Here is an 18980-nt window from a genome sequence, read left to right as displayed (position 1 = left end):
GAGTTTCTGCAGGGGAAGACGGACCAAGCGAGCAAGCTAGTGCGACGACAAGAATGCGGTCGAAAGCAGGCATTGGGGATAATTTAGGAAAATGCAAATAACGATTTCGATCACGTGGCCGCCGCGAACGACTGACCACTTCATTGAACACAACTCGGCGGCTCACGTGCATCGAGTTGTTCGCGGTTTACCCACGACGACAGCTTGCAGTTCGCCGCTGATTACAAGTTTACTCGATCGGCATTGCGAAGGGTAACAAGCAGTGAATTGGCGGTCGGCATGTCAGGCGACGGATTGTCTTCAATCGTGCTCGTGCTCAGCAACGCGGTGCTCGTACTCGCAATCGGTTGCCAGGCGCCGGATTGTCTTCTTCGGCCGAGTCGACCGCGCACCAATCAAACCGTGACATCAATTGCGATCAATAGGAAACAGAGGTTCCGTGAAATCCGATGGGCGGCATTCGAGCGCAACAATCAGCAGTACTGAAGACAGGCGTTGGTCATTGCGGTCACAACTACCAGCGCGAACCACGTCGTTCACCGAGGCACGGCGAACGAGTTTGTAGTGAATCGATTGACGCCGACTCCGTGCCTTCGCGTGCAACGAATAGTTCGCGGCGTCCCCACGACGACAGTTTGCAGTTCGCCGCTGGCGAAAAGTTTACTCGATCAGCATTGCGAAGGGTAGCGAGCATTGCATCAGCAGTCGGCACGTCAGTCCGCGAACGTTTGCAGCGTCTAGGGCAATGCCTCGTAATCAAACGGTGCGTCACTTCACACATCTTAGCGACGGTCTGCCATGTCCCAGCCGAGTCGACCGCGCACCAATTAAACCGTGACATCAAGCGCGATCACCAGGAAACAGAAGGTTCGTGAAATCCGATGGGCGACATTCAAGCGCACCATTCAATTCGTCGACGAAACGTTAAACCACGAAGTTCGCGAAGATGAGATGGGCATGACCACGAGGCGTCGGTCACTGCGGCCACAACTACCAGCGCGAACGATTTCGATCACGTGGCCGCCGCAAACGACTGACCACTTCATTGAACAGAACTCGGCGGCTCACGTGCATCGAGTTGTTCGCGGTCTACCCTGGACGACAGTTTGCGGTTCGCCGCTTCCGACAAGTTTACCCGATCGGCATTGCGAAGGGTAACGAGTTGCGAACTAGCAGTCGGAACGTCAGGCGACGGATTGTCTTCATCGGTTAAGTCGACCGCGCACCAATCAAACCGCGACATCAAGAGCGATCAATTGGAAACAGCGGTTCCGTGAATTCTGATGGGCGAAATTCGAGCGCACGAATCAACAGCATTGACGACAGGCGTCGGTCATTGCGGTCACAACTACCAGCGCGAACAGCGTCGTTCACCGAGGCACGGCGAACGAGTTGGTAGTGAATCGTTTGACGCCGACTCCGTGCCTTCGCGTGCAACGAATAGTTCGCGGCGTCCCCACGACGACAGTTTGCAGTTCGCCGCTGGCGAAAAGTTTACTCGATCAGCATTGCGAAGGGGAACGAGCGTTGCATCAGCAGTCGGCACGTCAGGCGACGGATGTTTGCGGCGCCCGGGATATTGCCTCGAAGTCAAACGATGCGCCACTTCACTCAGCTAAGCGTCGGTCGGTCATGTCCAGCCGAGTCGACCGCGCACCAATCAAACCGCGACATCAATTGCGATCACCAGGAAACAGAGGTTCCGTGAAATCCGATGGGCGGCATTCGAGCGCACCATTCAAGCCGTCGACGAAACATTTAAACCACGAAGTTCGCGAAGCACACGAAGAAGAAATGGACATGACCACGAGGCGTTGGTCATTGCAGTCTCAACTACCAGCGCGAACGATTTCGATCACGTGGCAGCCGCGAGCGACTGACCACTTCATTTAACACAACTCGGCGGCTCACGTGCATCGATTGGTTCGCGGTTTACCCACGACGACAGTTTACAGTTCGCCGCTGACAACAAGTTTACTCGATCAGCATCGCTAAGGGTAATGAGCAGCGACTTGGCAGTCGGAACGTCAGGCGTTGGATTGTCTTGAATCGTGCTCGTGCTCAGCATCGCGGTGCTCGCAATCGCAATCGGTTGCCAGGCGTCGGTTTCTCACCATTGGCCGAGTCGACAGTGCACCAATCAAACCGTGACATCAAGAGCGATCGCCAGGAAACAGAGGTTCCGTGAAATCCGATGGGCGGCATTCGAGCGCACCATTCAAGCCGTCGACGAAACATTTAAACCACGAAGTTCGCGAAGCACACGAAGAAGAAATGGACATGACCACGAGGCGTTGGTCATTTCGGTCACAACTGCCAGCGCGAACGATTTCGATCACGTGGCCGCCGCGAACGACTGACCACTTCATTTAACACAACTCGGCGGCTCACGTGCATCGATTGGTTCGCGGTTTACCCACGACGACAGTTGGCAGTTCGCCGCTGACGACAAGTTTACTCGATCGGCATCGCGAAGGGTAACGAGTAGCGAATTAGCAGCCGGAACGTCAGGCGTCGGATTGTCTTGAGTCGTGCTCGTGCTCAGCAACGCGGTGCTCGTAATCGCAATCGGTTGCCAGGCGTCGGATTGGCTTCATCGGCCGAGTCGACCGCGCACCAATCAAACCGTGACATCAAGAGCGATCACCAGGAAACAGAGGTTCCGTGAAATCCGATGGGCAACATTCGCGCGCACCATTCAAGCCGTCGACGAAACATTTAAACCACGAAGTTCGCGAAGCACACGAAGAAGAAATGGACATGACCACGAGGCGTTGGTCATTTCGGTCACAACTGCCAGCGCGAACGGTAGTGGTCACCGAGTTGGCGCGATAGAGGTGAAACTAAGCCCCAAAAGACGTCGACTCGCCAACTTCGGTGCACCACATGGTTCGTCGATTTTCAGCAGCCTTTACTATGCGATTTGCGCATAGCACTTCAGTCACAACTGATACTGCGATCGACACTGCCCAAACTCCACACACCAAGAACCAAATCCTCCAGTGGGAGAGGTATGACACCTGTTGAAGTCGGAAAGCCAATATTACCGTGATATGCATAAGTAGGTTCGGTGTGACGCCAAACAACATGCCAGCCATCGAACGTGTAAAGAGAAGCTCTTTTGAGAGCAGACGCTCCTTGCTCAGCATTGGGGCAATCAATGACACACCTGAGGCGATCAAGCCTGTGACTAACATTGCGAAAACTGTTGGGCCGACCTGAACGTGCACGAGCAGCTGATCGATCCCAAACCTTAGAGATTGCGATACTACGTATCCCAATGAGGCGAAGAAAACAAAACACACGATGCCCCATCTGCGTCGATTATGTTGCTTGCTTTTTCCGGCGTTGGATTTGGGAGACACGCGATATGGATTCACGCCAGTGGTCATTGGTGATTCGACCTCAGATAGATGCTTTGCGATTCGACGAACGATATTAGTTAACGGTAACTCAGTGACGCATAATACCGGAATTTGGGTATTACGCCCTCACTCAGTGCGCCTTTTTCCCGGATATCGCGAAACCTTGATTTTCGAGCGGTTTGCCAATACCCTACATGGGCCGTTCTTGTCAGGCTCCTGCGTTTTCTGGGTGATAGCAAAATGAGTGTGGAAAAGTTTGACCGATTGATTCTTTCCTGCGACGTTGCAAGCAATGTAGAGAAGATCTGGTTCCCTCGGTGGATTCGGCGATACTCGCTGAATTTCCGTAAAGGAATGTCACAGGATTTGCCGGTCAATCGGCACGCCGTAATCCGCTTCTCACGGTCTCTCCAGTCGAATAAAGCGCCTGCCTGGCAGCGTTGGCAGGCGGTGCGTGCTATCGAATGCTATCGCAACCTGGTCCTGGGGAAGTCCGAGCCAGATTTGACCGACATTGTGATGATCTTGGCACGCTTCGGAAAACGCGAACGTAACCTTCCGCTTGAGGACGCCCCGACCGAGGAGGAATTGGCGCGGTTACGTGGCAATATCAGCCGTAATGAAATGCGAGCGATTCAGTTGATGCGAGAGCAACTCCGCGTTCTCCATTATTCGATGGCAACCGAATCTGCCTATGTTCGCTGGGTCGTGCGGTTTAGCAAACATGTCGGCTCGACGGAACTGAATCAGTTCAACGAGCAAGACATCGGTACATTCTTGACTTCACTGGCGGTCGAAGCGAAGGTTTCCGCGAGCACACAAAACCAAGCGCTCTCGGCGCTTCTGTTTCTTTACCAATGCGTCCTTGGAAGGCGCCTCGGCTTCATCGATGCGGTCCGTGTGAAGCGACCGGAGACAATTTCGGTGTGGTTCAGTCCAAACGAGATTGAGCGTCTGCTCGAGCATATGGTTGGCCCTCACCGACTCATGTTCCTATTAATGTATGGCGCCGGACTGCGTCATAAGGAGTGCCGCAGGCTGAGAATCAAAGATGTTTGTTTTGATCAGCGGCTTATCGTGGTTCGAAACGGCAAGGGTGATAAAGATCGAATTACCCTTTTGCCAGAGGAGGCAATCCCCGAACTGAAACGTCAGATTGAGATCGCAACTCGCTTGCATCGCATTGATTTGGAAGCCGGTTACGAGCAGATTTACATGCCGTATGCGCTCGCCAAAAAGTACCCTAACGCGTGCAAAGAGATTGGATGGCGTTGGATCTTCCCATCTCGCCAGCGATGCCGCGATAAACGCTCAGGCATTGTCTGGAGATATCATATTTCCGAACGACAGTTCTGCGACGCATTAAAAGACGCACAGCGTCTCGCAAAAATTGATAAACAGGGTGTACCGCATTCGCTTCGACATAGCTTCGCCACGCATCTCGTTGAGGTTGGGACCGATATCCAAACGGTCCAGAAGTTAATGGGACACAAAGATGTCGAAACAACGATGAAGTATGTACACACAAGCCCTCGACTTGGCGTAGATGTCAAAAGTCCTGCTGATCTCCTGGCACGCCGACGAACGACCAAACAAGCTGAAACAAAATTGGGTGAATACTGAAGAACAGCACTTATTGGCCGGTTGATAGACACCCGGCCCTCAAGGCGTTACGCTGCTGGGTAACGATCGGCCCGTTGGATGGTCGGCGTGTCTTTCCCTGGAGACCGCCACGATGGACGGCTCACAAAAGCTGGCACCAAACAGCCTACACCTTGGCAACACTCCAGCACAGCAATCAGCCGACCTTCGCTCGCTGCTGTGTCTATCGATGCTGCCAGGAATCGGGCCACGAACGCTGTGTCTTCTTCTGGAACACTTCGGGACTGCGAACGAGGTACTGGCTGCTTCCAGCGAGCAACTTGCTGTCGTCAGCGGTGTCGGCCCAAAGCTGATTCACACAATCCGAACGGCCGATCACTTTGTCGATCCAGACCATGTCTTGGCTTGGTGCGACGAACACAATGTCGAGGTGCTTCAGCAAAACAGTGCTGCCTATCCGCAAGGATTGCTGGAGCAGCCGGATGCGCCACCGATTTTGTTCTCGCTGGGATTGCCCACTGGGGCTGACCGATTGGCGGTCGCGATCGTCGGCACGCGTCACGCAACAAGTTATGGGACGCGGCAAGCAGACCGGCTGGCCTATGGGTTAGCGAAGGCTGGCGTGACGGTGGTCAGCGGCCTGGTACGGAACCCGGCGGAGTTGAAGCTGAACGATCTGGAACGCAAGGTTTTGGAGTCTGTTGAGCCGAGTAATACGTCAATCGACCAAGTGATCGCAGTCAGCGGTTTGCCCGCCCATCAAGTGATGGCAACGTTAAGCGTGTTGGAGATGCGAAAGTTGATCCGGCGTCTGAGCGGTCAGTATGTTTCGCGGATTTAGTATTCGCGGACGACCGAGTTTTGGATGGTGGGACGCGGTGATTGGCGATTATTAGCCGCATTCGCGATAGCGAGCGGTTGAGTGGATGGTGTGTTTGCCGTGGTTGGCGATGCTGGCTTGAACGTGTTTTTCCCCTCGCCACCGTCCCCTCTCCCCCCAAACAAGTTTGGGTGGCGAGGGGAGCCAGTGTGGTAGGAGAGTCGCGTGATGCGGTTGGTTTGACGCGGGTGCCGGGGACCAATTTGCGATTTGCAATGTTCAGTTTGCAATTTGCAATTGGTTGGGTTGGTTGCGTTTTGGTGAGACACGCAACCGCACGCTATCGCGTTTCGGCTGATGGGGCGCGGGGGCCGGCGATTATTAGCCGCATTCGCGATAGCGAGCGGTTGAGTGGGGCAGTGTGCTTGCCGTGGTTGGCGATGCTGGCTTGAACGTGTTTTTCCCCTCGCCACCGTCCCCTCTCCCCCAAACAAGTTTGGGTGGCGAGGGGAGCCAGTGTGGGATGAGAGTCGCGTGATGCGGTTGGTTTGACGCGGGTGCCGGGGACCAATTTGCGATTTGCAATGTTCAGTTTGCAATTTGCAATTGGTTGGGTTGGGCGGGACTTGCGTGGAGTCGCTAAGGCATGGAGATGTGGCCGGAGCGCGGGCTGCGCGGGAACCGTGGCTAGTGCCATGCGGCTAAGGTTTGGGTGGGCCAAGTAACCGCACGTGCTCGCGTTTCGGTTTGGGAGTGCACGTTTTGGTGGGGCGGTTAGCCTCGGCGGATTTCGCTGCCTTTGAAGAAGACGGCGATTCGATAGACCTTGATCTGTTCGCAATGGATTTGGCCGGTTTCGAGATCGAAACGCTGCGGGATCGTTCGGCGGCGGATGTCGATGACGGCGTGATAGCCGCGTTCGGAGAAGATGTCGATCAACATCTGTAACGCCAACGGGTCTTCCAGGATCTCGTCTTCGCTGCTGATCGTTGCTCGTCCCGAGATGGCGTGACGGACGACAATCGGGATGAACTTGGACTCGATCAATTGGGCGATGCGATGGAACAGTTCTGGTTGGTCGTACTCGTACGAATCCAACCGCCGCACCAAGTCACGCCGCGCGTGCTGGACGATGTTGCTGGCCAGCGGGATGCCGCCGATCGCGTGGAATGTTCGCGGGTCAAGCTCGAGTGAACTCTGGTACTCAAGCTCGTTGAGGATGTTCTCTTGAACGACTACCAATTCCGCTTGTGCGTTGATGAAGTGGAAGTGGAAGAGTTGCTTGAGCGACGTCAATGCGTCGTACGTTTTCTCTTTGAAAACACGGTAGCGATTTCTGGCGAGTGCTTCGTTGAAGTCCGTCGCGCGTTCTTCCCAGAGCTCTCCGATTCCCGAACGGGTGACCTCTTCGTTGTGCGCGATCACTTGGCGTCCACGCATCAGTTGCCGGCGAATACTTTCCGCTTCGTCGACAAACAAAACCATGATGTGGAACACCGGCGGTTTCATCTGTTCCAAGTGTGGGTTGTCGAGCAGTTCACGACGCAAGGCTTTCATGCGGTCGTAAAGCATCTTCAAGCATTCGACCTGGACCTTCGTTCGTGGGAAGCCGTCCAGGATCGCGCCGTTTTGGAACTGTGGTTCGAGCAGTTTGTGGAACACCAGCAAGACGACTTCGCGGTCGCCCACCATGCCGCCTTGGGCTTTGATGCGTTGAGCTTCGGGGGTGTCGAGCAGCTCGCTGACAACGATTGGGGGCGCGGAGATGTCGCGCACCTGGCGGATGAAATCGGTGTTGGTGCCTTTACCGGCGCCGGGGGCTCCGCCCAAGAGAATCAATTCGGTCGGGAACCGCAGGTTCAGTTTGCCTTTTTCGTTTTCGAGCTGTTTCCAAACGGAGTTGAAAATCAGCAACGCGTCTTTGACTTCGAGATCGTCTGGTGCCAGCGATTTGGATGCAGGTTCGGGAGCTCGATTCACAGCGATTCGGCAGTTGCGGGGGGGCGGGCAATGATACGTCTCGACGCCCGAGACTGTCGGAAACGCGGTCGATTCTACATGCTCGATCGCACTTCGAGAGTGGCCTAAACGGGCAAAAAACGCTTGTTGGGCACCAGTCCACCCTTACAACTGGCTGGGAAAGGGGAAAGCGATCAGTAGGGCACACCGACGGCATCGCAGAGAAATCGCATCAGTGGGCGAGCCTGTTTAATTCTCTGGACAATCAGTGGCACGATCGCGTCGCTGGTCACCTCTTTGCGTGACAGCGGCGAGATCGCGATGAAGTCCTTGCGACGCAAATCTTCGATCAGCGGATGGTCTTTGGGGTAGTCGCGTGGGGCGGTTTTCAAGCTTTCGCCGACGAGTTGAAAGTGTTCGGTGAAAGCCTTTTGGTCGCGAGCCCGTTTCCAGGCTTTGGGATCGGAATCGATCGCGGCCCGGATCGCCGTCAAGGCATCACCGGCGGGACGCCAGCAGCCCGCGGCCACAAAGCACTCGTCGGTATCCAGGTGCACGTAGGCGCCGGGGGCATGGATGTCTTTGCCGGCTTGGTGGCGAAAGGAGATCCCGACGTTGGTTTTGTACGGAAGTTTGTCTTTGCTGAACCGCGTGTCCCGATAGATCCGCAGTACCGAACCGTTGTGGCCTTTGGGGACGACGTGCAGCATGGGGGCGGCTTTGGCAAGCGGCTTTTCGAGCTGTGCGACCAGCTCGACGGCGGGTGCGAGCACGTCGGTTTGGTAACGCGTTTTGTTTTCGGCAAACCAGTCGCGGTCGTTGTTCTGTTTGAGGTCTTCAAGAAACTCAAACAACGATTTATCAATGATCGCTTTTCCCATCAGGCCACCACATCGGTAAGAACGGCAAGGTTGAAACGCCGGGTCGCGTCACACACAAGCTTAGCGACGCGTCGACCATCCGCCATCGGTGACGCTGGGAGCGGCCGCAGACGAAGCACTGGCAGACGAAGCGCTGGCTGGGTGGCTGGGCGAGGCAGCGGCGTCGACAGCCTCGACAGCGGCAGCGGTCGGGGCGTTCGCGGGCGCGAGATTCTGAGCTTGTTGAAGGATCGACCGTCGATAGGTTTCTTTGACGACATCTGCAAATTCGCCGCGGACGTCTTCGTTGACCTGCGGGAGTTGCTGCACCATGTCCAACATGCCTTCAGGGTTCACTTGGCAGGCCCCGGAGCCTGGCTAATGAAGCTGGCGGTTTCGACGTAGTTGTGATCCGCGGATTTGCCAATCAATCCACGTAGCGAACGGGCGATCAAGTCGGCGCCCAAGCTTTCAAATTTGACGTAGCAATCGAGCGTCCCCATCACGGTGGTGCCGCCGTCGGACGCGACCGCATAGCTGCTGCGGAAGACAAACAGACCTTTGCCGATGATCGGTTTCTGTGCGAACTTGCCATCGTATTTGCCTTCGGCGTAATAGATGTGCAAATTACGATCGCCGTACACCAGATCGATCACACACGTCGTGCCGCTGCCATCGTCTGCTTTTAATTGGTAGGGGCCGATGCGTTCGACTTGGACGTTGGTGATCCCCATCAGGTCCCACAAGCCGATGATGGCTTCGGGTTGGCGTGTGAGGAACAGAAACAGGTCTTCGTCGCAGCGGATGGCTTGTGAAGGCAGTCGTCTGCGGATGGTCGGGTTATCCGTCACGGCGACGATCCGAGATTTCGCTTGTGGCGTCAAGCGTTGCAGCGGCAGGGTCCGAAGCAAGTCATCGCCTTCGGCCGCATCGTCGTCTTTGTCGGAACCCAAGATCGAACGGAATCCGAACAGGCCTCCGGAGCGTTCGTTGCTGTCGCTGTCCCCCGCGTCACTTCGAGCAGAAGGTGAGCGGAGTCGCGGGTTTTCGGCGGCGCAGATGGCGATCGATAACAGCCAAACCGTGAAGGCGATTCCACACCGATTGCGCAGGCCACCCACTAGGCGGTTGCACGAACGGCGGGTGATCGATTCGTTAGGCCCGGTCGTAATTGCCACCAAAATCCCTAGAGGTTCGGAGGGAGCGCCGGACACGCAGCGGTTGCGATCCGCCACCGCACGGACGTTGTCCCAGGTTATCGTTCGGCCAAACCGGCAATCGGAGTTGAGAGATTTCGTGAGCGTCGGGCAGTCACCCGAAGAGTTTTCCGATTCAAACGTTTGCGCAGTAAATTCGCTCAAGAAACTCGCACCCTCGACACTTCCGGTGGGGTGCTGAATAATTCATCCGTTGCCTAGTGGTTTGTTGATCGAATCGACCCGATGCTCCCCAAGAGGTCCGCACCGACAACGGTGACGTGTCCGCCCAAAACGTGTGTGCGTAGGCACTTGATGTCCCGCAGCGTCGTTTGGACCGAGACGATCCCCAGGCTGCCGTAAACCGAGCATTCCCTCAAACTTGAACGAAAGATGGCCAAGAAAACGATTGACCAAATCGATGTCGCCGGAAAGACCGTCCTGATGCGGGTCGACTTTAACGTCCCCTTGGATGATTCACAGAATATCACCGATGACCGCCGAATCCGGATGGCGCTGCCCAGCATCAAAAGCGTGATTGACCGTGGCGGGAAGCTGATTCTGATGAGCCACTTGGGACGCCCCAGTGGCGATCCTTCGGATGTCGAGAAGTTCTCGCTGGCGCCGACCGCAAAACGCCTGGGCGAATTGCTTGGAAAAGACGTCGCGTTTGCAAGCGATACCGTCGGTGACGACGCGACCGCCAAAGCGGCGGCGCTGGGCGACGGTGACGTGCTGGTTCTTGAAAACGTTCGTTTCAACGCGGGCGAGAAAAAAGGCGACGAAGCGTTTGCTGGCAAGCTCGCTGCGATGGCCGACGCGTACTGCAACGACGCGTTCGGGACCTGCCACCGCAAAGACGCTTCGATGTACGCCGTCCCGATGGCGATGGAAGGCAAGCCACGCGTGGTCGGTCACTTGGTCGCCAAAGAAATCCAGTACCTCAGCGATGCGATCGGCAACCCCGAGCGTCCGTTCGTGGCGATCTTGGGTGGAGCAAAGGTCAGCGACAAGATCAACGTGATCAACAACTTGCTGGGCATCTGTGATTCGGTTTTGATCGGCGGTGCGATGGCCTACACGTTCTCGCTGGCACAAGGCGGTTCGGTCGGTGGCAGCTTGGTCGAAAAAGACAAGGTCGCGTTGGCGAAAGAGCTGATCGAAAAAGGCGGCGACAAATTGGTCCTGCCAGTCGACACCCACTGCGGTGACGATTTCAGTGACGCTGCCGGATGCAACAAAGAAGTGGTTGCTGCGGGCGAGATCAAAGACGGTTTCGAAGGCATGGACATCGGCCCGGAAACGAGCGCCAAGTACGCCGAGATCGTTAAGTCGGCAAAGACGATCGTCTGGAACGGTCCAATGGGCGTGTTCGAGAAGCCACCGTTTGATGCCGGAACCAAAGCCGTCGCGCAGGCCGTTGCTGATAGCGACGGGATCAGCATCATCGGTGGTGGTGACAGCGCTGCCGCAGTGGATCAATTGGGCTTCGCCGACCAAGTCTCGCACGTGAGCACCGGTGGTGGTGCGAGCTTGGCGATGCTGGAAGGACAGAAGTTCGCGGCAGTCGAACTGCTCGACGAAGCGTAATTGTTCGTCAAATTGATTTGCGAAACCACACGCTAGCGGCGGCAACGTACGCTAGCGTGCCAACGGCCGGTGGGGATTTCCTGTCGGCCGATTGTTTTTCCTTTGTTGAAACCCCAGAGTAGCGTGTCGCCATGAGAATCACCGCCGAAGACCAGCGTTTGATCGAAAGCGAACGTCGCCAGAAACACTGGCAGCGCTGGGGGCCTTATCTGTCTGAACGACAATGGGGAACCGTTCGCGAGGATTACAGCGAAGGCGGCGACGCCACCTGGAGCTACTTTCCCCATGACCACGCGCGCAGCCGAGCGTACCGCTGGGGCGAAGACGGCTTGCTGGGGATCACCGATCGCAAAGGCCGGCTGTGTTTCTCGTTCGCACTTTGGAACGGCCGCGACCCGATTTTGAAAGAGCGTTTGTTTGGCGTCACGGGCCCTGAAGGCAATCACGGCGAAGACGTCAAAGAGTGCTATTACTATCTCGATAGCACGCCGACGCACAGCTACATGAAGGCGTTGTACAAGTACCCGCACGCGCGATACCCGTACGAAGACTTGGTCGCACAAAGCCGTTCACGATCACGCAACGAGCCCGAATACGAACTGACCGATACCGGGATCTTTGACGAGTCACGTTACTTTGACGTGCTGGCCGAGTACGCCAAAGACGGACCCAATGATTTGTTGATCCGTTTGACGGTGACCAATCGTGGGCCGCAACCGGCAGTGCTGCACTTGGTGCCGCAGTTGTTCTTTCGTAACACGTGGACGTGGCAATGCACCGATGAAGGCTGCTCACTCCGGCCGAACCTGAGCCTGCAGGGCCAATCCGTTCGCGTGATGGAAGAGACGCTGGGCGAATTTTGGTTCACGAGCGACTGTTTGGGGCAATCGAAAGCTTGGTCGTGGTTGTTCACCGACAACGAAACCAACCCGCATCGCCATCCCGGTTTGCCATCGGAATCGGATTACCACAAAGACGCCTTTCACGAGTATGTGATTGAAGGCGATACCAGCAAGGTGAACCCGGCGAATCGTGGGACAAAGTGCGCGTCTTACGGTGTGGATTTGATCCCCGGCGGTGAGAGTCGGACGCTGCGATTGCGTCTGACGTCAATCAGCGAGCCGATCGCCGCGGAAACTTGCGACGGCAAGATCGAAAAGTTTTCTGCGGCCGCGTTCGGTGAATCCTTCGAAGCGGTTTTTGAGGATCGCATCCGCGAGTGCGACGAGTACTACAAAACGCGCATCCCCAATTCGATTCCCGAATGCCGTCACGGTGTGATGCGGCAGGCGTATGCGGGCCTGCTTTGGACGAAGCAGTATTACTACTATGCGGTCAACAGTTGGCTGGACGGAGATCCTAACGGCGTCCCTGTCAGTCCCGGCCGCAAGCACGGCCGCAATAGCGAGTGGCGTCACTTGTTTAACCGTGACGTGATTTCGATGCCCGATAAGTGGGAGTATCCCTGGTATGCGGCCTGGGACTTGGCATTCCACATGGTGCCGATGTCGCACTTGGATACGAAGTTCGCGAAGGATCAAATGATTCTGTTCTTGCGCGAATGGTACATGCATCCCAGTGGTCAGATTCCGGCGTACGAATGGCATCTCGAGGACGTTAACCCGCCGGTTCATGCGTGGGGCGTTTGGCAGGTCTATAAAGCCAGCGGGCCGCCGATGCAGCGAGACCGTTCGTTCCTGGCGCGGGCATTCCAAAAGCTGCTGTTGAACTTTACGTGGTGGGTGAACCGCAAGGACCCGCGCGGACGCAATATCTTTAGCGGCGGCTTTTTAGGCCTCGATAACATCGGGGTGTTCGATCGCAGTAAACCGCTTCCCAACGGCCACCTCGAACAAGCCGACGGGACCGCATGGATGGCGTTTTACTGCGGCACGATGTTACGAATCGCGATCGAACTGGCTGACGAAAGCGAAGCGTATGGCGACATGGCCAGCAAGTTCTTCGAGCACTACGTGGCGATCGCCGAAGCGATGAATACGATGGACGGCACGGGCCTGTGGGACGAAGAAGAAGGGTTTTACTATGACCACTTGTTTGTCGATGGGAAGTCGATCCCGATCCGTGTCCGATCGCTGGTGGGGTTACTGCCTTTGACGACAGGCGTGATCTTGGAAGAAAAGATCATCGACAAACTACCGGGTTTCAAGCGGCGCATGACATGGTTCTTGAATAGCCGCCCGGACCTGTCGACGCACATGACCTATCAAGAGGGCGAAAGCCCCGATGACGAGACGACCGTCACCAGACGACTGTTGGCGATCCCTAGCGAAGAACGTTTCCGGCAGCTTTTAAGTGTGATGCTGGACGAATCCGAATTTTTGTCGGCGTATGGAATTCGAAGTCTGTCGGCTGCACACAGCAAAGAGCCGTTCGTGTTTGACTTTGGTGGCACACGTCATGAAGTTCGCTATGTGCCAGGCGAAAGTGACAGTGGGATGTTTGGCGGAAACAGCAATTGGCGTGGGCCGATCTGGTTCCCGATGAATTACTTGATCATCCAATCGCTGAAACGTTACCACGCGTTCTATGGCGATACGTTCAAAGTCGAGTGCCCGACCGGCAGCGGCAATGAAATGACGCTGATGGAAGTTGCACAGGAAATCGAAAGTCGCTGCATCTCGATGTTCGAATGTGACGAAAACGGCGTGCGAGCCGTCCACGGTGGTGAAGCCCGCTATGCCGACGATCCGGCTTGGAAGGACTTGATTTTGTTCTACGAGTACTTCCATGCGGACAACGGCCGTGGCATGGGCGCAAGCCACCAGACCGGCTGGACCGCGTTGGTCGCATCGATGATCCGCAGCCAATCGGATCTGCCGCGGCACACGCCGATCGCGACACTGTAGAGCAGGTCGATACTGAAAACCGGCGTGCACGCAGGATCCGGGGTTCGCGGGGCCCCGATCCGAAGCTCTTGGCGAGATCGAACGCTCGCACCGGGGGCGGTTGGGATATAATGGCCGATCTTTGCCTCACCCCACGCCCTCCTTTCAGATCGATCGATGAAACGACGACGCTTGACTCCGGTCCGCGCGATGCTGTTCGCGTCTCTCTTCGCCGGTGGCTTTTCCGCTCAAGGTTTCGGTACACCTTCGGATGCGATGGCTCAAACGCCAGTCGCCCAATCACCGGACGCGGATGCCCCATCAGCGTCGTTATTCGGTAACGGCGATCGTGTCGTGATGATCGGTGACGGGCTGGTCGAGCAGGAGCAGTACTTCGGCTGGATCGAAACGATGTTGACGACGTCTCATCCCAAGGCTGGCGTCACGTTTCGAAACCTTGGCTGGAACGGTGACACACCGGCCGGCGATTCACGGTTCGGGCTCAGCTTGTTGCAAGCCGGTCACGAGCCAGCTGACGAGGGTTGGAAGCAGCTGCAGAAACAGATCGAACTGACCAAGCCCACCGTTGCGATCATCGGTTACGGCATGGCCAATGCTTTGGACTTTGCCGCCGCGGTGGAACGTCCCGGATCGACCGTCACACTCGATCAATCGATCGCGTCGTTCGCGAAGCAACTGCAACAACTGGCTGATCACTTGAAAGCGACGACGCCGGATTGCCAGTTCATTTATCTATCGCCGCTGTCAGCGGTCGGCGAATCAGTATTGACCGAAAACGTCGTCAATCGTTTTAGCGAGGCGATCGCTTCCGCCGCGCAGCAGAACAACGGAACGTTCGTCGATCTGCGTCATGCCGCAATGGACACGGCACTTCGCAAAGACGCGGTGCATCTCAATAGCGCCGGTTACCAAGCGGTTGCCGCGACGATCGGAGACGCACTAGGACTGAAGCAAGCCGACTGGAAGAACGGCGATGCTGCGGCCGCACTTCGTGCCGTGATCTTGGAAAAGAACCGCCTGTGGTTCCATCGCTCTCGGCCAGCCAACATGGCGTACGTGTTTGGGTTCCGGAAACATGAACAGGGCCAAAACGCGGTCGAGATTCCACAGTTTGACCCGTTGATCGAAGCCGAAGAGGCAACGATCGCGAAGCTTCGTACGCTGGACTCCGCACCAAGCAAAGCCGAAGAACTTCATGTCGAATCGAAGTATGCCGAGTTCACGCCGCAGCCCCATCCGGAATTTGTGGTTGGCGAAGGGTTGGAGGTTTCGTTGTGGGCCGAAAACCCGATGCTGAATAAGCCAATCCACATGAACTTTGACCCTCAAGGTCGGCTGTGGGTGGCGAGCAGTGAAGCGTATCCGATGATCGAAGTCGGCCAGTCGCTGCCGGATAAGGTGCTGATCCTTGAAGACACGAACAACGACGGAACCGCTGACAAGTCAACGATCTTTGCTGACCAATTGTTGATCCCGACCGGCATCGCACCCGCCGGCAACGGTGTCTACGTCGCTCAGAGTACGGACTTGTTGTACTTAGAAGACACCGATGGGGACGGCAAAGCCGATCGCCGCGAACGCGTCCTCAGCGGCTTTGGCACCGAAGACACCCACCACAACCTGCACACGTTGAACTTTGGTCCCGACGGCCGGTTGTACATGAACCAGTCTGTTTACACGCGAACGGATGCGGAAACGCCTTACGGTGTGGCTCGATTGAAAGCGGGCGGCGGATTTCGTTTTGATCCTCGCCATCGTCGAATGGACCTGTTTTTCCGTGGTTTGTGGAACCCTTGGGGACATCAGTTCGACCAATACGGCAATTCGTTTATGACCGACGGTGCGGGGTTCCAGGGGATCGCGTACGTCTTTCCCGGTGCGACATTCAACCCGACGCCTGGTGCACGGCAGGTTCTGGATTTGATCAGCCCCGGCAACTATCCAAAATTCTGCGGCGGCGAAATCGTTGAAGGCGACAGCATGCCGGACGAGTGGCAGGGATCGTTCATCACGTGTGACTTCCGTGCCAACCGTGTGACACGGTTCTCGTTGTCGGAATCGGAATCAGGCTTTGTCACAACTCAACAGAGTGATTTGCTGCGTACGAACGCCAGCACGTTCCGGCCGATCGATGTCAAGCAAGGCCCTGATGGCGCCCTTTATATCGCCGACTGGTCTAACCCGATCATCAATCACGGCGAAGTTGACTTCCGTGATCCGCGTCGTGACCGTTGGCATGGACGCATTTGGCGTGTCACGGTGAAAGACAAAACGCTCCGCAAGCCAATGAACCTTCGTGAGCAAACACACGAAGCGCTCGTTGCGAACCTGTTTGGCAACGACCGCTACCTTCGTGAGCAATCACGTCGTGTGTTGATCGAACGTGGTGATCAGACCGCGGAGCAACTTGCTGGTGTTTGGGATGCGGCACAGCAATCACAGCATCGTGTTGACGCCGTTCGCTTGTCAGCGGCTTTGGGTAGCCCCAATCACGATTGGCTGCAGTCGATCCTGACCGACGAAGACTCCAATACCCGCGCCGCTGCAACACGTTTGTTGGGTGACTGGGCCGACCCCACCAATCCCGCCGCGTCGTTGGATACCGATCAAGCGATCGTATGGCTGTCGGACCGGATTACTGATCCGGCTTCCCGTGTGCGATTGGAAGCGGTTTGTGCGTTGAACAAAGTCGGTACGCTGGGAGCGATCAAGTTATCGCTGACCGCGCTGCAGCAACCGAGTGACCGATTTATTTCGCACGCATTGTTTAACAACGTTGGCCAACACACTGAGCAGTTGATTGCCGATTTGAACAATCCTGAGAGCCAACAAAGCTATGGCCAAAGCGAGTTGGAGTTCTTGCTCACAAGTGTTCCTGCGGAACGTTCCAGCCAGTTCCTGAGCGACTACTTGGCCAACAATGGTATCCCGGCCGATGGGACCGGCCCATGGATTGAGTTGATCGCAAAGGCGGGCGGCGAAAGCGAAGTCACCACCCTTTATCAGCAAGCCGTTGCCGGGACCTTCAGCGAAGAGGCCTTGGTCCGATCGTTGAACGCCGTCGCGAACGCTCAGAAGTTTCGCAAGATCATGCCAAAGTTGGACTCGCCTGGTCGAGGAGTTGGCAAGTTGCTCAATGACGACAACGAAAGCGTAAAAGCGGCAACGATCAACCTGATCGGTGCATGGCGACTTCGATTTTTTGTTCCGCAATTGGCGACGTTGGCTGCAACTTCGGACGCGAGTGAAACACTGCGAGTGAAAGCGGTCGATGCTCTGCGTGCTTGCGGCGGTGCGCCGGCAACCAACGCATTGGCATCGCTTGCGAGTGATTCGCAGTCACCGGTCATTCGCAACGCGGCAATCAGTGGGTTGGCATCAATTGATGCATCGAAGGCGGTTGGCCCGCTGTATGCGGCGCTGTCTGGAATCGAGAACGAAACCGAAGCGATCACGCTATGGCGTTCGATGCTGGCAACCAAAGATGGCGAGAAGCTGTTGGTCAGTTCGATGCCAAGCGACGGTATCAACGAAGTCGCCGCGCGTGCGGGGATTCGAGCGGCGAATGAAATCGGTAAAACGACCGGGCCGCTGATCGACGCGTTGATGCCACAAAGCGGTTTGACGATGACTGCGGCAGCGTGGTCGCCGGAGCGAGCGACCGAGATCCGTCGACTGGTGGAAATGCGTGGCGACGCGTCACACGGTGAACTGGTCTATCGACAACAAAGCTTGCAGTGTGTTACTTGCCACGCGATCGGCGGCGTTGGCGGCAAAGTCGGTCCAGACATGACCAGTTTGGGTGCGAGTGCACCGATCGATTACATCATCGAATCGCTGTTCGATCCCAACGCAAAGATCAAAGAGAACTTCCATTCGGTCACGGTCTTGAACGAAGACGGACAGGTCTTTGCCGGAATTGAGCAAGGCAGCACGGATGACGAATTGGTCATTCGCGATGCCACTGGCAAACTGATTCGTATCGCAAGGGATGAAGTCGTGCAGGTCAAGCAAGGCAAGTCGCTGATGCCGGCCGCGTTGCTGGATCGAGTGTCACAACAAGACCAGCTTGATTTGATCAAGTTCCTGACGCGTTTGGGCAAGCCTGGCGAGTTCGATGCTAGTCGCCAAACGGTCGCGCGGGTTTTGGAGGTTTTTGCGGGGACACACCGGATCGAACAAGAAGGCAACGGTGACATCATCGCCGGCAAACCGATCGACGGTTGGAAGCCCGTGCAAGCACGCGTCAGTGGCAAGATCGATGGTGAGACGCTGAAGCAGCTTACCGCGCAGCCACGGCATATTTCATTGGTCAATATTTACCTGCGAACACAAGTTGAAGTTGGCAGTGAAACGGCGGCGACGTTCACCGTCGACAACATCGATGAAGCTCACGTGTGGGTCGATGGTGAAGATCAAGGCACCACGAAGCAGCCGATTCAATTGAAGCCAGGCAAGCACACGTTGTTGTTACAGATCGACGCAAGGGATTTGCCCGGATCGATCGCGATCCGTAGCGAAAACGTGACGTTCGTGCACGAGTAACAGATTAGCCGCATTCGCGATAGCGAGCGGTTGAGTGGATTGGTGTGTTTGGTGATGCCGGCCTGAACGCATTTTCCCCCCGGCCCCTCTCCCCCAAGCAAGTTTGGGTGGCGAGGGGAGCCAGTGTGGAAAGAGAGACGCGTGATGCGTTTGGTTTGACGCGGTGATCGACGCAT

General features: G+C 56.2%; 9 protein-coding genes. 5 read left to right on the top strand and 4 right to left on the bottom strand.

The window, feature by feature from the left end; genetic code table 11:
* The first annotated feature begins 3815 nt into the window (after window positions 1–3815).
* Entirely contained in the window at window positions 3816–4988 is a 1173-nt protein-coding gene (locus CGZ80_RS03500) for an integron integrase (RefSeq protein ID WP_158222533.1), read from the top strand.
* A gap of 112 nt (window positions 4989–5100) precedes the next feature.
* Window positions 5101–5808 (top strand): DNA-processing protein DprA, encoded by a 708-nt coding sequence (locus CGZ80_RS03495; protein WP_094411412.1) that lies wholly within the window; start codon window positions 5101–5103, stop codon window positions 5806–5808.
* 753 nt (window positions 5809–6561) lie between these two features.
* Here CGZ80_RS03495 and CGZ80_RS03490 read toward each other — a convergent pair.
* The 4 genes from CGZ80_RS03490 to CGZ80_RS03475 form a co-directional block, all read right to left on the bottom strand.
* Window positions 6562–7767: an adenylate kinase family protein gene (locus CGZ80_RS03490; protein ID WP_233148207.1), complete on the bottom strand. Its 1206-nt coding sequence runs from the start codon at window positions 7765–7767 to the stop codon at window positions 6562–6564.
* A gap of 173 nt (window positions 7768–7940) precedes the next feature.
* Window positions 7941–8627 (bottom strand): DUF2461 domain-containing protein, encoded by a 687-nt coding sequence (locus tag CGZ80_RS03485; protein WP_094411408.1) that lies wholly within the window; start codon window positions 8625–8627, stop codon window positions 7941–7943.
* A 60-nt stretch (window positions 8628–8687) separates the two neighbouring features.
* Window positions 8688–8963 (bottom strand): hypothetical protein, encoded by a 276-nt coding sequence (locus CGZ80_RS03480; RefSeq protein WP_094411406.1) that lies wholly within the window; start codon window positions 8961–8963, stop codon window positions 8688–8690.
* On the bottom strand, window positions 8960–9784 hold the full coding sequence (locus CGZ80_RS03475) for a hypothetical protein (protein ID WP_143543721.1): 825 nt from the start codon (window positions 9782–9784) through the stop codon (window positions 8960–8962). Before CGZ80_RS03475 ends, CGZ80_RS03480 begins: the two co-directional genes overlap by 4 nt.
* Before the next feature lie 411 nt (window positions 9785–10195).
* On the opposite strand from CGZ80_RS03475, the gene CGZ80_RS03465 reads away from it, so the two are divergent.
* From CGZ80_RS03465 to CGZ80_RS03455, 3 genes are all read left to right on the top strand, one after another.
* The gene (locus tag CGZ80_RS03465; protein ID WP_094411400.1) at window positions 10196–11392 is read left to right on the top strand and encodes a phosphoglycerate kinase; all 1197 of its coding nucleotides are present in this window, start codon (window positions 10196–10198) and stop codon (window positions 11390–11392) included.
* Between the two features lie 131 nt (window positions 11393–11523).
* The gene (locus tag CGZ80_RS03460; protein ID WP_094411398.1) at window positions 11524–14259 is read left to right on the top strand and encodes an MGH1-like glycoside hydrolase domain-containing protein; all 2736 of its coding nucleotides are present in this window, start codon (window positions 11524–11526) and stop codon (window positions 14257–14259) included.
* A gap of 156 nt (window positions 14260–14415) precedes the next feature.
* A complete protein-coding gene (locus tag CGZ80_RS03455) occupies window positions 14416–18804 on the top strand; it encodes a PVC-type heme-binding CxxCH protein (protein WP_094411396.1) in 4389 nt (1462 codons plus the stop codon).
* The last annotated feature ends 176 nt before the right edge of the window (window positions 18805–18980 follow it).

The organism is Rhodopirellula sp. MGV (genome assembly GCF_002251265.1).
In the GTDB taxonomy this organism is placed as follows: domain Bacteria; phylum Planctomycetota; class Planctomycetia; order Pirellulales; family Pirellulaceae; genus Stieleria; species Stieleria baltica_A.
Note: the sequence above shows the minus strand (reverse complement) of the source record. Positions and strands in the feature narration are given on the sequence as shown.